12 protein-coding genes and 1 pseudogene are annotated in these 12,682 nt (G+C 66.4%); 4 read left to right on the top strand and 9 right to left on the bottom strand.

The window, feature by feature from the left end:
- Positions 1-2 precede the first annotated feature (2 nt).
- The 5 genes from rsxB to ACZ42P_RS04775 form a co-directional block, all read right to left on the bottom strand.
- A complete protein-coding gene (gene rsxB / locus ACZ42P_RS04795) occupies positions 3-551 on the bottom strand; it encodes an electron transport complex subunit RsxB (protein ID WP_464898950.1) in 549 nt (182 codons plus the stop codon).
- A gap of 148 nt (positions 552-699) precedes the next feature.
- Entirely contained in the window at positions 700-1,275 is a 576-nt protein-coding gene (gene rsxA / locus ACZ42P_RS04790; RefSeq protein WP_464898949.1) for an electron transport complex subunit RsxA, read from the bottom strand.
- A gap of 96 nt (positions 1,276-1,371) precedes the next feature.
- Positions 1,372-2,487 (bottom strand): alanine dehydrogenase, encoded by a 1,116-nt coding sequence (gene ald, locus ACZ42P_RS04785; RefSeq protein ID WP_464898948.1) that lies wholly within the window; start codon positions 2,485-2,487, stop codon positions 1,372-1,374.
- Between the two features lie 34 nt (positions 2,488-2,521).
- Positions 2,522-4,399: a potassium transporter Kup gene (locus ACZ42P_RS04780; protein ID WP_464898947.1), complete on the bottom strand. Its 1,878-nt coding sequence runs from the start codon at positions 4,397-4,399 to the stop codon at positions 2,522-2,524.
- Positions 4,396-5,460: a quinone-dependent dihydroorotate dehydrogenase gene (locus ACZ42P_RS04775; RefSeq protein ID WP_464898946.1), complete on the bottom strand. Its 1,065-nt coding sequence runs from the start codon at positions 5,458-5,460 to the stop codon at positions 4,396-4,398. Before ACZ42P_RS04775 ends, ACZ42P_RS04780 begins: the two co-directional genes overlap by 4 nt.
- Positions 5,461-5,544: 84 nt before the next feature.
- On the opposite strand from ACZ42P_RS04775, the gene ACZ42P_RS04770 reads away from it, so the two are divergent.
- On the top strand, positions 5,545-5,772 hold the full coding sequence (locus ACZ42P_RS04770) for a hypothetical protein (RefSeq protein WP_464898945.1): 228 nt from the start codon (positions 5,545-5,547) through the stop codon (positions 5,770-5,772).
- Between the two features lie 7 nt (positions 5,773-5,779).
- Here ACZ42P_RS04770 and ACZ42P_RS04765 read toward each other — a convergent pair whose 3' ends face one another.
- The 3 genes from ACZ42P_RS04765 to ACZ42P_RS04755 are packed head-to-tail and all read right to left on the bottom strand — an operon-like array spanning position 5,780 to position 8,628.
- The gene (locus ACZ42P_RS04765) at positions 5,780-7,156 is read right to left on the bottom strand and encodes a phosphomannomutase/phosphoglucomutase (protein WP_464898944.1); all 1,377 of its coding nucleotides are present in this window, start codon (positions 7,154-7,156) and stop codon (positions 5,780-5,782) included.
- A 12-nt stretch (positions 7,157-7,168) separates the two neighbouring features.
- Positions 7,169-8,209: a hydrolase gene (locus tag ACZ42P_RS04760; RefSeq protein WP_464898943.1), complete on the bottom strand. Its 1,041-nt coding sequence runs from the start codon at positions 8,207-8,209 to the stop codon at positions 7,169-7,171.
- Positions 8,209-8,628 (bottom strand): YybH family protein, encoded by a 420-nt coding sequence (locus ACZ42P_RS04755; protein WP_464898942.1) that lies wholly within the window; start codon positions 8,626-8,628, stop codon positions 8,209-8,211. The genes ACZ42P_RS04760 and ACZ42P_RS04755 overlap by 1 nt, the downstream gene beginning before the upstream one ends.
- Before the next feature lie 60 nt (positions 8,629-8,688).
- On the opposite strand from ACZ42P_RS04755, the gene hemN reads away from it, so the two are divergent.
- From hemN to ACZ42P_RS04740, 3 genes and pseudogenes are all read left to right on the top strand, one after another.
- On the top strand, positions 8,689-10,056 hold the full coding sequence (hemN, locus tag ACZ42P_RS04750) for an oxygen-independent coproporphyrinogen III oxidase (RefSeq protein WP_464898941.1): 1,368 nt from the start codon (positions 8,689-8,691) through the stop codon (positions 10,054-10,056).
- 177 nt (positions 10,057-10,233) lie between these two features.
- A pseudogene (locus tag ACZ42P_RS04745) lies at positions 10,234-10,773 on the top strand (transposase).
- Positions 10,774-11,008: 235 nt separating this feature from the next.
- Entirely contained in the window at positions 11,009-11,518 is a 510-nt protein-coding gene (locus tag ACZ42P_RS04740) for a DUF6933 domain-containing protein (RefSeq protein ID WP_464898940.1), read from the top strand.
- A gap of 144 nt (positions 11,519-11,662) precedes the next feature.
- Here ACZ42P_RS04740 and waaF read toward each other — a convergent pair whose 3' ends face one another.
- Positions 11,663-12,682 (bottom strand): lipopolysaccharide heptosyltransferase II, encoded by a 1,020-nt coding sequence (gene waaF / locus ACZ42P_RS04735; RefSeq protein WP_464898939.1) that lies wholly within the window; start codon positions 12,680-12,682, stop codon positions 11,663-11,665.

The following is a 12,682-nucleotide window of genomic DNA, read 5'->3' as shown; positions in this document are numbered from 1 at the left end:
GGTCAGGCGGCCTTGAGGGGAATCACCGGATATTTCCACTTCCAGGTGGTAATGTCCTCCTGGATCGGCACCATGTGGATGCAGTCCACCGGACAGGGCGGCACGCACAGCTCACAGCCGGTGCATTCGGAGGCGATCACGGTGTGCATCTGCTTCGCGGCACCGACGATGGCATCCACCGGGCACGCCTGGATGCACAGGGTGCAGCCGATGCACAGGTTTTCGTCGATCACTGCCACCGACTTGGGCTTCTCCACCCCGTGGGCGGTGTTCAGGGGTTTGGGTTCCACCCCCAGCAGCTCCGCAAGCCTGCGTATGCCTTCCTCGCCCCCGGGGGGACACTGGTTGATGTCCGCCTCCCCCCTGGCGATGGCCTCGGCGTAGGGACGGCAGCCGGGATAGCCACACTGGCCGCACTGAGTCTGGGGCAGGATGGCATCGATCTTGTCCACCAGGGGGCTCGATTCCACGTGGAAGCGCACCGCCGCATAGCCCAGCGCGAGTCCCAGGGCCAGGGCCAGGGCGGACATGACGAGAAGTGCGGAGACCATGGCTGTCTGTTTCACCACGCCGCCACGGCGACACCGGGACGGACAGGGCAGTGCATAGGCAAAGGGGCCTGGCGCATCGGTTGCTCGCCGATGCAGATGGGCCCGGGACCTTTGCTGTGTTCCCCCGCTTCCATGGCAAACCCGGCTTTCATTTCACCAGGCCGGAGAATCCCATGAAGGCAAGGCTCATCAACCCTGCCGTCACCATGGCGATGGCGCTGCCACGGAAAGGTGCCGGCACGTCCGCGCCTTCCAGCCGTTCGCGCATGGCGGCGAACACGACCAGGATCAGGGAGAAACCCAGCGCACCCCCCAGCCCGAAGAACAGGGACTCCACGAAATCGTGCCGTGCCTGCACGTTGAGCAGGGGAATGCCCAGCACCGCACAGTTGGTGGTGATGAGGGGCAGGTAGATGCCCAGCACCTGGTAGAGCAGCGGGAACATCTTGTGCAGGAACATCTCGGTCAGCTGCACGATGGCGGCGATGACCACGATGAAGGAAAGCGTGCGCAGGTAGAAAAGCTCGCTGCCCAACAGGTATTCGTTGATGAGGTAACTGGCGCCGGAGGCGAGGGTGAGCACGAAGGTGGTGGCCAGCCCCATGCCGATGGCCGGTTCGAGCTTCTTGGAGACCCCCATGAAGGGACACAGACCGAGAATCTTGACCAGCACGATGTTGTTCACGAACACCGTGCTGATGAGGATGAGGAAATAGGTTTCCACGATGGCCTGGGGCGACGAAAAAACGACCAAATTATCCGCTTTGGGCCATGGCCCTGCAACCCTGAACGGGCGCGGGTTTTCGCCTGCGCGTATCGGTCAGGCGGTGGCGAGGGCATCCTCCGGCTCGCTGTAGGGCAGGCCCAGGTCCTCCGCCACGGCGCGGTGGGTGACGCGCCCCAGGCACAGTTGCAGCCCGGCGCGCAGGTCACGGCGGGTTTTCAGCGCACCCAGGGGATCGGCGGCGAGCGCCAGCGTGTAGGGCAGCGTGGCATTGGTGAGGGCCTGGGTGGAGGTGCGGGCGGTCGCGGCCGGCATGTTGGCCACACAATAGTGCACGACGCCATCGTGGATATAGGTGGGGCTGGTGTGGGTGGTGGGACGCGAGGTTTCCGCACAGCCACCCTGGTCGATGGCCACGTCCACCAGGACCGACCCGCGTTTCATGTGCCGCACCGTATCGTGGGTGATGAGCTTGGGCGCGCGCTTGCCCGGGATGTACACCGAACCCACCACCAGATCCGCCTCGGTGGCCAGCTCGGCGATGGCATGACTTTCCGAATAGCGGGTCTTGAGGTGGGGACCGAACAGGTCGTCCAGCTGGCGCAGGCGGGTGAGGTTCACGTCCAGGATGGTGACATCCGCCCCCAGGCCCAGCGCCATGCGTGCGGCCTGGGTGCCCACGGTCCCGGCACCGATCACCAGCACCTTCCCGGGCGACACACCGGGCACCCCACCCAGCAGCACGCCACTGCCACCATTGGCGAAATGCAGGCAGTGGGCGCCCACGTGCACGGCAATTCGGCCGGCGATCTCCGACATGGGAATGAGCAGCGGCAGGGCCCCGTGTTCGTCTGTTACCGTTTCGTAGGCGACGGCGATGATCCTGCGGTCGAGCAGCGCCTGCGTGAGTTCCCGCGAGGCCGCCAGGTGAAAGTAGCAGAACACCACCTGACCTTCCCACAGCAGGGGAATTTCGCTCGCCTGTGGCTCCTTTACCTTCACCACCAGGGGGCAGCGATAGACTTCGGCGACGCTGGCCGCAATGCGGGCACCGGCGGCGCGATACTGGTCGTCGCCGAAGCCGATGTGGGCGCCGGCGCCGCTTTCCACCCATACCTCATGACCGGCCGCGACCAGCATGTGCACGCCGGCCGGCGTGGCCCCGACCCGGTATTCGTGATCCTTGATTTCCTTGGGAATGCCGATGCGCATGGCTTGTGTCCCCTAATCCTTCTCTGCCAAAACCTCAGATCTCCACCTGAGTGCCGAGTTCGATCACGCGGTTGGTGGGAATGCGGAAAAAGCTCATGGCACTCTCCGCATTGCGCGCCATGTGGATGAACAGCTGCTCACGCCAGGGGGCCATGCCGGGCAAGCCGGTGGCGACGAGGGTCTCCCGTGACAGGAAGAAGGAGGTCTCCATCATCTCGAATTTGAGTCCCTTCTCCGCACACAGGGCCAGGGCGGCAGGAATGTCCGGCGCGTCCTTGAAACCGTAGTGGACCACCAGGCGATAGAAATTGTGCCCCAGGTCCTCGATTTGCAGTCGTTCCTCGGTGGGCACGTAGGGACGGTTTTCCGTGGTCACGGTGAGAAAGACCACGCGCTCGTGGAGCACCTTGTTGTGGGCTAGATTGTGCAACAGGGCATGGGGTACCCCTTCCTTGCTCGCGGTGAGAAACACCGCCGTGCCCGGCACACGCACCGGCGGATGGGCCACCAGCCCCTCGATGAACGGCCTGAGGGCAATGGCCCCGGACTGCAGGCGGATGAGCAGGAGCTGGCGGCCCCGTTTCCAGGTGGACAGCAGGGTAAACACTATCAGCCCGACGAGCAGGGGGAACCAGCCGCCTTCCACGATCTTGAGCGAAGTGGCGCCGAAGAAAGCCAGGTCCACGGTGAGGAAGACCAGCAGACCGGCCACTGCCAGCCAGCGGTTCCAGCGCCACAGCAGGATCACCACCACGAAGCCCAGCAGGGTATCGATGAGCATGGTGCCGGTGACCGCGATGCCATAGGCCGCGGCCAGGTTGCTGGAGGAGCCGAACATGAGCACCAGCAGCACGATGCCCGTGAGCATGGCCCAGTTGATGAAGGGAATGTAGATCTGGCCGATGGCGTGCTCCGAGGTGTGCACGACCTGCATGCGGGGCAGATAGCCCAGCTGGATGGCCTGGCGCGTGACGGAAAAGGCACCGGTGATCACCGCCTGGGAGGCGATGATGGTGGCGGCGGTGGCCAGGCCGATGAGGGGATACAGGGCCCACTCCGGTGCCTGCAGATAGAACGGATTGCGGATCGCGGCGGGATCCCGGATGAGCAGGGCGCCCTGGCCGAAATAGTTGAGCAGCAGCGCCGGCAGCACGAAGGCGAACCAGGCGAGCCGGATGGGGCGCCGCCCAAAATGGCCCATGTCGGCGTAAAGGGCTTCGGCGCCGGTGACCGCCAGCACCACCGCCCCCAGGGTGAGAAAGGCATAGCCCTGATGGCGGGCGAAGAAATCCAGGGCGTGCACCGGATTGAGGGCCGTGAGCACCTGGGGTGCGGTCGCAATGTTGGACAGACCCAGCACGGCGAGGGTCAAAAACCACAGGCTCATCACTGGCCCGAAGAACCGGCCGACGTGATGCGTGCCATGGCGCTGGATGGCGAACAGCACGATGAGCACCACCAGGGCGATGGGCTCCACCAGGGGGCGCAGGGCGGGCGTCGCCACCTGCAGGCCCTCCACCGCGGACAGCACCGAGATGGCCGGGGTGATCATGCCGTCGCCGTAGAACAGGGAAGCGCCGAAGATGCCCAGCACCGCGAGCAGCCCGCTCAAGCGCGTGGCCGGCGGCACGGCGCGCTGTACCACGGCGATGAGGGCCATGATGCCGCCCTCGCCGTTGTTGTCGGCGCGCATGATGAAGGCCACGTATTTGATGGACACCACGATGGTGAGTGCCCAGAACACCAGGGAGAGAATGCCCAGCACGTTTTCGCTGGTGGGCACCAGGGGATGGTGGCCCGCGAAGACCTCCTTCATGGTGTAGAGGGGACTGGTGCCGATGTCGCCGAACACCACGCCGATGGCACCCAGGGCCAGACTGGCGGTGCTGGCCGGACGGAAGGTGCTGCTCATGACGTGCCCGCCTGCGCCGGGGATGCACACAGCGTTTTCAGGACATCACGGACCAGGTCCGGTCCGCGATAGACGAGGCCGGTATAGACCTGCACCAGGCTCGCGCCGGCCTGGATCTTTTCCAGGGCGTCCGCGCCGTTCAGGATGCCCCCGACGCCGATGATGGGCACGGTGTCCTTCAGTTGCGCGTGCAGGGCGCGGATCACGGCGGTGGATTTCTCGCGCAGCGGCGCCCCCGAGAGCCCGCCCGCCTCCTGGCCGTGGGGCAGATGGGCCACGCCCTCGCGGCCGGTGGTGGTGTTGGTGGCGATCACGCCGTCGATGCGGTGGGCGAGCAGGCGGTCGGCGATGTCCACCAGCTGTTCGGGGGTGAGATCGGGCGCGATCTTGAGCACCAGCGGCACATAGCGTCCATGCTCCTCCGCGAGCCGGGCCTGCTCGGCCTTGAGCCGCGCCAGCAGGCCGTCGAGTTCCCGGGCCTCCTGCAGCTCACGCAGGTTGCGCGTGTTGGGCGAGGAAATGTTGACGGTGACGTAGCTGGCGTGGGGATAGACCTTGCGCAGGCAGAAGAGATAGTCGTCCGCCGCCCGTTCCATGGGCGTGTCGAAATTCTTGCCGATGTTGATGCCCAGTACGCCCCGAAAGCGGGCGCGCCGGACGTTCTCCACCAGGGCATCCACGCCGTGGTTGTTGAAACCCATGCGGTTGATGATGGCCTGCGCTTCCGGAATGCGGAACAGACGCGGGCGGGGATTGCCCGGCTGGGGCCGGGGCGTGACGGTGCCGATTTCGAGGAAGCCGAAGCCCAGTGCCGCCAGGCCGTCGATGGCCTCGCCGTTCTTGTCCAGTCCGGCGGCCAGCCCCAGGGGATTGGGAAACTGGATGCCCATGACGGTGCGCGGCGCACAGGGCACCTGGGGCATGGCCAGGCGGAGCAGACTGCCGGCGCGGGCCAGTCCCTGCAGCGTCAGGTCGTGGACGGTTTCCGGATCGAGACTGAACAGCAGCGGGCGGGCGAGGCAGTAGAGCATGCGGGCGTCCGGGGCAAAGGTGGGCGCCATTTTAGTCCCCTTGCGGCAGATGCCCAAACGGTTGTGGCCGTGCACAGTTTTCGCTAAGGTTGGCGCCTCACCGGGAGAACGACCATGAGCAAGGGCAATCCGTACGAATCCGAGGTGGACATCCTGATTCGCACCCTGCGCGAGGACCCGAAAATCGAAGCCGAGCGCAGGCGCAACTGGGCCTACTGGTGGCAGCGCGACCGCCGGCCGCGCGACCAGGCGCCCACCAGTTTCCAGGCCGATCTCGCGCCCCCCGAGCGGGACATGGCGTACGCGGCGCGGCGGCCGGACGTGGTGGGCGGGGGGGACTGAAAGCCTTTCAGAAAGGCAGCTGCAGATCCGGCGCGGCTTCCCGCAGCACGCGCCGGAAGTCGGCCTGGATGCGTTCCAGCGCCGCGGGATTGTCGGCCTCGAAGCGCAGCACGATCACCGGTGTGGTGTTGGAAGGCCGCGCAAGGCCGAAGCCGTCTTCGTATTCCACGCGCAGCCCGTCCAGGGTGATGATCTCTTTGGCATCGGGAAAGCGCGCCGTGGTCTTGAGTTTTTCCATCAGCGCGTAATGCTCGCCCTCGGCCATCCTGATGTTGAGCTCGGGGGTGTTCACCGTGTCCGGCAGGCTGTGCAGGGTGGCGCTCACATCCGGCTGGCGTGACAGGTATTCCAGCAGCCGGCAGCCTGCATAGAGGCCGTCGTCGAAACCGTACCAGCGTTCCTTGAAGAAGATGTGGCCGCTCATCTCGCCGGCGAGCAGCGCCCCGGTCTCCTTCATCTTGGCCTTGATGAAGGAATGGCCGGTCTTCCACAGGATGGGTTCGCCACCGCGGGCACGGATCCAGTCGAACAGCTTGCGCGTGGATTTCACGTCGAAGATGATCTTCGCCCCCGGATTGCGCGCCAGCACGTCGTCGGCGAACAGCATGAGCTGCCGGTCCGGGAAGATGATCTGGCCTTCCCGCGTGACCACGCCCAGGCGGTCGCCATCACCGTCGAAGGCCAGCCCGATTTCCGCATCGCCGCCCTTCAGGCGCGCGATGAGGTCCTGCAGGTTCTTGGGTTGCGACGGGTCCGGGTGGTGATGGGGGAAGGTGCCGTCCACCTCGCAGAAGAGTTCGGTCACTTCGCAGCCCAGGCGCCGATACAGGCGCGGCGCATAGGCGCCGGGCACGCCATTGCCGCAGTCGATGACGATCTTCATGGGACGCGCGAGCTTGACATCGGAGACGATGCGCTCGATGTAGCGTTCGGCGATGTCTTCCTGGCGATAGCTCCCCGCGCCGTGGCTGAGCGCGTTGTCCACGAGCCGTCGGCGCAGCGCCTGGATGGCCTCCCCCGCGAGGGTCTCGCCGCCCAGCACCATCTTGAGTCCGTTGTAGTCCGGCGGATTGTGGCTGCCGGTGACCATCACGGCGGAATGGGTGTTGAGCTCGAAGGCGGCGAAATAGGTCATGGGGGTGGCCACCATGCCGATGTCGATGACGTCGATACCCGCCTTGCGCAGGCCGCGCGCCAGGGCTTCGGCCAGCGCCGGCCCCGACAGGCGGCCGTCGCGGCCGATGACGATGGCGCGCTGCCCGCGGGCCTGCGCCTCCGAGCCGATGGCATGGCCGATGGCTTCGACGATTTCCGGGGTGAAGGTCTTGCCGACAATGCCGCGGATGTCGTAGGCCTTGAAGATTTCCGGGGGAAGATTTTGCATGGAAGCTCCGTTTCAGACTGCACAGGATGCAGGGGCATTGTGACGGTTCGACCGGGTCGCGGTCGACGCAGGCCGCCGCAGATGGGCGGCGAAATGTTCCAGCAGCCGTCGCGGCAGCCAGTCGAAGGTGCCGGGAAAAGGACCACTGACGAAACCCACATGCCCGCCCTGGGCCGGGAATTCCAGGGTCACGGCCTGACTCACCTCCTCCGCCGTGGGCAGGGCGTGGGCCGGCAGGAAGGGGTCGTTGCGGGCGTTGAGAATGAGGGTCGGCACGGAAATGGAATTGAGCCAGGGCTTGCTCGACGCCCGGGTCCAGTACTCGGTGGCATCCCGGAAACCGTGCAGGGGCGCCGTGAACAGATCGTCGAAGCGGTAGAGGGTGGACGCCGCGCGGATCGCCTGCGGACTCACGGGCAGACGGTGGCGGGCGATCTTGTCCAGGGCCTTGGCCCGCAGTGTGGCGAGGAAATGGCGCACGTAGAGATGGCGATTCAGGCCCCGGTCCAGCGCCCGGCCGGCCGCCATCAGGTCCATGGGGGCCGACACCGCCGCCGCGGCATCGATCACGGGCAGGCATTCCGGCCCCCACTCGCCCAGCCATTTGAGCAGGGCGTTGCCACCCAGGGAGACGCCCACGGCGAACAGGGCGCGACCCGGAAATTCGCTGCGGAAGCGGCGCAGGATGAGATCGATCTCGGCGGCGTCGCCCGAGTGGTAGGCGCGGGGCAGGCGGTTGGGTTCGCCGCTGCAGCCGCGGAAATGGGGCACCACGCCGCGCCAGCCCCGCCGGCGCACCGCCTGCATGAGGGCCCGCGCGTAGTGGCCGCGCGAGCTGCCCTCCAGGCCGTGGAACAGCACCACCAGTGGTGCTTCCGGCGGGCCGTCCACCCAGTCCAGATCGAGGAAATCGCCATCCGGCAGCACCCAACGCTCGCGCCGGTAGGGAATGTGGGGCAGACGCAAGGCGAGCGCGGCGTACAGGGTCTGCGCATGCCCGCCGGGCAGCCAGCGCGGCGCGCGATAGGTGGAGGGCTCGACGTGGCCTGGCATCAGTGGAGGGCGTGGCCGGTGCGCTGGGCGGACAGCACGCCCGGCGCGGGCGAGGCGTGGTGCAGGATCATGCGCCAGCCGGCGGGGGTTTCGCGATAGGCGTTGGTGGCACTCATGGGGGCCACTGGCTTGCCGTCCGGCACCATGATGTGTTCCTTGACGATGTGGATGGCAAGGCCCCCGCGGCGGGTGATCTGGACGGGTTCGATGCCGAAGCGCATGGCCACCTGTGCGCCGAGGATTTCCCGCCACCCCTGGGCCACGGCGCGCGCGCCCCTGAGGGGGCTGCCCATGGGATGCACGCACACCACGTCCTCCGCTTCGTCCCAGACGGCGAGCATGGCATCCAGGTCGTTCTGCTCGAAGGCGCGGTAAAAGGCGGCCTCGGCTTCCTCGGGGGAGGGAAAACGGACGTTCATTGGGAGGCTCCCGGCGTTCCGCTATAATGGATGACGCTATCCTGTTTGGCGAACGAAACCATGCGCATCGCGCCTGAACTGCTCGAGAAATACAGCAAGCCCGGGCCCCGCTACACCTCCTATCCAACCGCGCCCTATTTTACGGAGGCGTTCGGGGAAAGGGAATGGCGTGAGGAAATCGCCCGCACCCAGAACGACGGCCGCGGCCTATCCCTGTACGTCCACATTCCGTTCTGCGACACCCTTTGTTACTACTGTGGCTGCAACATGGTGGCCACCCATGATTACAGCAAGGCGTCGCGCTATCTCGAGGTGCTGGAGCAGGAAATCGGGCGGGTGGCGGCACTGCTGGCGCCGCAGCGGCGCGTGGAACAGCTGCACTGGGGCGGCGGCACGCCCACCTATCTCCATCCGGATGACATCCGCCGCCTGGGTGCCTGTCTGCGCAGCCGTTTTGCCTTCGCCGAGGACGTGGAAGCCGGCTGTGAGGTGGACCCCCGCGAGCTCACGCGGGACCATGTCGTGGCCTTGCGCGAGGCCGGCTTCAACCGCTTAAGCCTGGGGGTGCAGGATCTGGACGAACGTGTGCAGCGGGCGGTCAACCGCGTGCAGCCCGAAGCCCTGGTGCGGGAGGTCTATGGCTGGATGCGCGAGGCCGGGTTCGCCAGCATCAACATGGATCTCATGGTGGGCCTGCCGCACCAGACCGTGGAGAGCTTCGCAGCCACCCTGGACAAGGTGATCGACATGGGGCCGGACCGGCTGGCGGTGTTCAGCTACGCCCACGTGCCCTGGCTCAAGAAACACCAGAAACTCATCAGCGAGTCCGACCTGCCGGACTTCGCCACCCGCATCCGCCTGCAGCAGCTGATGCTGGAACGGCTCACCGCAGCGGGCTACGTCTATATCGGCATGGACCATTTCGCCCGGCCCGGTGACGAGCTGGTGAAGGCGCAGCAAAACGGCACCCTGCACCGCAACTTCCAGGGCTATACCACCCACAGGGATTGCGACATCTATGCCTTCGGCGTCTCGGCCATCAGCCAAACCGACGAAGTCTATGTGCAGAACTGCAAGCGTCTGTCGGACTACGAGGCGCGCATCAGGGAAGGCCGGCTCGCCACCGAACGGGGCGTGCGCGTCACGCGCGACGACCGCATCCGGCGCGACGCCATCCTCTCCCTCATGTGTGACCTGGCGCTCGACCGCGCGGCCTTTGCGCAGAAATGGGAGATCGACTTCGATGCCTATTTCGCCGACAGTCTGCAGGAATTGGCCGGACTGGCCGCCGACGGCCTGGTGGAGCTTGCGCCCGACTGGATCCGCGTCACGGAACTGGGACGCATCTTCCTGCGCAACATCGCCATGTGCTTCGACGCCTACCTGAAACAGCCCCTGCAGCAGCCGCGCTATTCACGCACGGTCTGAGTCGCCAAGGCGGTGCTCAGCGGCCGGCGCGGGCAGCGGCTCGGGCACGTGCAGGTAGAAGCCCTGGCCGTAATCCACGCCGATTTCCTTGACAGGCCGTTGAAAAAATCCCCCGGGGCCGCCCGTGCTGACGGTAGCATGTAGGCCACGGCGACGACGAGACAGGACACAGCGAAGATGAGAGCCACTCAGAACTTCCAGGGCGCGATGTTCAGCGACATCAGCCTCGAAGAGCGGGTCCCGGCCAAGTGCCGCTGCGCGCGCTGGTTGATGCCTTGCTGGCAACGATGAACCGTGGGTTTGAAGCGGTCTATGCCCGCCGCGGCCGTCCTTCGGTGCGCCCGAAATGCTGCTCAAGGCGTTGCTGCTGCAGATTCTCTTTTCCACCCGCAGCGAGCGGCTGATGGACAACCGCCACGGCCTGATCGTGGATGTCGAGATCACCCATACCAGCGGCACGGCAGAGCGCGAGGCCGCATTCAGGATGCTTGCGCGCCGAAAGCGCAAAGCCCGCCGACCCACCGTGGGGGCGGACAAGGGCTATGACTGCCGCGCCTTTGTCCCGGGGCTGCCGCCAGCTGGGCCGTGGGCGGTTTGGCCAAGACCAAGCTCATCGGGCATGCGAAGCTCACGGGCCAGGCGCTGCTGTGCTTTGCTGCGTATAACCTGGTGCGCATGGGCTCCCTTGCCGGCTGGTGGGATGCGCATCATGTGTAAATCAGGGGGTCAGTGCGCCCAAAATGGGCGGGCAGCCCCCAAAAGAGGGGCCGAAGCTGCTGTCGGGGCCGAGAAAAATGCCTTGCGCTGGCTTCGGGACAACGCCAACGGGCAGGTGGCCGCTTCGGTAGGGATTTTGCAACGGCCTGCTAACAACCAGTTGCAGCAGACGGCCTTCCGCCTCTGATGAACCGAAGCGTTCACCGGCCAACATCAACCGCTGAAATCGACAGAGATGGTGACGCTCCGACCGACCCGGGAGCTCCAATCGGTGCTACCCCCGATGACAGCGGCGGCTCATTCAGACACCACACTCGGGGACTGGTATGTCAATCGGCTCGTCGTCGATCGGCGGCCGCTCCTCCTTCTTGTAAGCTCAACCTCATTGCTGCCGATTTTGTTGCCGGCGCGTGACGCTCGGACTCTTCCAAATCGCCTGGTCGAAGTCGTCGCGGACCGCTTGGCTCGCATGGGCATTGCTCCGTCGCTTATCCGCGCCGAGACCGCGGTGATGAGTCCAGTCCACATCGATGTCACCATCGACCGCTCCGTGCTCGGGATCATGGTGGACTTCGCGAAGGCTGTGCCGTACTTCCTCAATGTTGGAGCCTGGGACGAGGCTTCGCTGCGCATGGTCGAAGACCGGCTGTCAGAAAGACCATGCCATGCAAGGAAAGGCCCTGATCGGCTCATATTCCCGTATAGAAAGACCGCAGAATTGCTAGCCCAAAAATGGGCTGGCTAACCAGGCATTTGGAGCCGACGCCCGTTGGCCGCGTGCGCGTCCGCCGCGTCCCCGCGCTCGTGGACGTTTTGCCTCGCGCGGCGGAGATATAGTTCTCCAGTCCCAGGGTCAGGGGTGTCTGGCCGGCGTGGGTCAGTGGCGCAGTCAAGTATTCCGTGCCGGCAGCGGGAGGGCGTCCAGGGCCTCCCGCACCGATTCGGGGAGGAGTTTTTCCAGGCAGTCGAGATGCCCCAGGGGACAGGTGCGCTGGAAGCAGGGGCTGCAGGGCAGCCCGAGACTCAGGATGCGGGCGGCAGGGGAGAGGGGCGGGGTGAAGCCCGGACTGGACGAACCGTAAAGGGCCACCAGGGGCGTGCCCACGGCGGCGGCCACGTGCATCAGGCCCGAGTCGTTGCTGACCACCGCGCGGGCGCTGGCCAGGACATCCACCGCTTCATCCAGGGTGGTGTGGCCGCACAGGTTGCGTGCGGGACTCGCCGCGGCAATGGCGGCCCCGATGGCGGCATCCCGGGAGGAGCCCAGCAGCCAGACCGCGTGGCCCCGCGCGGCGAGCAGTTGGGCGAGCCGGGCGAAATGGTGCGCCGGCCAGCGTTTGGCGGGACCGTATTCCGCGCCGGGGCAGAAGGCGACGGGGTCGCGGTCGGCCGCGAGCCCCAGGCGGTCGAGCGTGGCGCGCGCGCGGGATGGGTCCACGGCCAGGCGCGGCGTGGGCAGGGGCCGCGGCAGCACTGCACCGGGCGGCTCCGCCAGCAGGGCGAAGCGCTCCACCATGAGGGGGTAGGCTGCCCCATCCAGGCGGCGGAGGTCATTGAGCAGGCCGAAGCGGCCCTCGCCCACGAAGCCCGTGCGCCGGGGAATGCCGGCGAAGAAGGGTATCAGGGCAGACTTCAGGGAGTTGGGCAGCACGATGGCCTGGTCATAGCGGCGGGGTTTCAGCCGGCGCGCCAGGCGCCAGCGCTCGGCGAGCCTCAGTTCGCCGTGCCCGAAGGGGTTTTCCAGCACCTCGTCCACCTCGGGCATGCGCGTCAGGATGGGCGCGACCCAGGCGGGAGCGAACGCCTCCAGCCGGGTGTCGGGGGCCCGCGCCTTGAGGCGCATGAACAGCGGCTGGGCCATGACGGTGTCGCCCACCCAGGCCGGCGCGATGACCAGGATGCGGGGCAC

It is taken from the genome of Thiobacter subterraneus, assembly GCF_055379455.1.
The sequence above is the reverse complement of the archived record's forward strand: the minus strand, read 5'-3'. Positions and strand labels throughout refer to the sequence as shown.

What these genes read in the sequence shown, in the direction of transcription:
- ald (WP_464898948.1), bottom strand. Translation starts at nt 2,487, where the DNA reads ATGCGCATCGGCATTCCCAAGGAAATCAAGGATCACGAATACCGGGTC.
- ACZ42P_RS04760 (WP_464898943.1), bottom strand. Translation starts at nt 8,209, where the DNA reads ATGCCAGGCCACGTCGAGCCCTCCACCTATCGCGCGCCGCGCTGGCTG.
- ACZ42P_RS04765 (WP_464898944.1), bottom strand. Translation starts at nt 7,156, where the DNA reads ATGCAAAATCTTCCCCCGGAAATCTTCAAGGCCTACGACATCCGCGGC.
- ACZ42P_RS04775 (WP_464898946.1), bottom strand. Translation starts at nt 5,460, where the DNA reads ATGGCGCCCACCTTTGCCCCGGACGCCCGCATGCTCTACTGCCTCGCC.
- rsxB (WP_464898950.1), bottom strand. Translation starts at nt 551, where the DNA reads ATGGTCTCCGCACTTCTCGTCATGTCCGCCCTGGCCCTGGCCCTGGGA.
- hemN (WP_464898941.1), top strand. Translation starts at nt 8,689, where the DNA reads ATGCGCATCGCGCCTGAACTGCTCGAGAAATACAGCAAGCCCGGGCCC.
- ACZ42P_RS04755 (WP_464898942.1), bottom strand. Translation starts at nt 8,628, where the DNA reads ATGAACGTCCGTTTTCCCTCCCCCGAGGAAGCCGAGGCCGCCTTTTAC.
- ACZ42P_RS04780 (WP_464898947.1), bottom strand. Translation starts at nt 4,399, where the DNA reads ATGAGCAGCACCTTCCGTCCGGCCAGCACCGCCAGTCTGGCCCTGGGT.
- ACZ42P_RS04740 (WP_464898940.1), top strand. Translation starts at nt 11,009, where the DNA reads ATGGTGACGCTCCGACCGACCCGGGAGCTCCAATCGGTGCTACCCCCG.
- ACZ42P_RS04770 (WP_464898945.1), top strand. Translation starts at nt 5,545, where the DNA reads ATGAGCAAGGGCAATCCGTACGAATCCGAGGTGGACATCCTGATTCGC.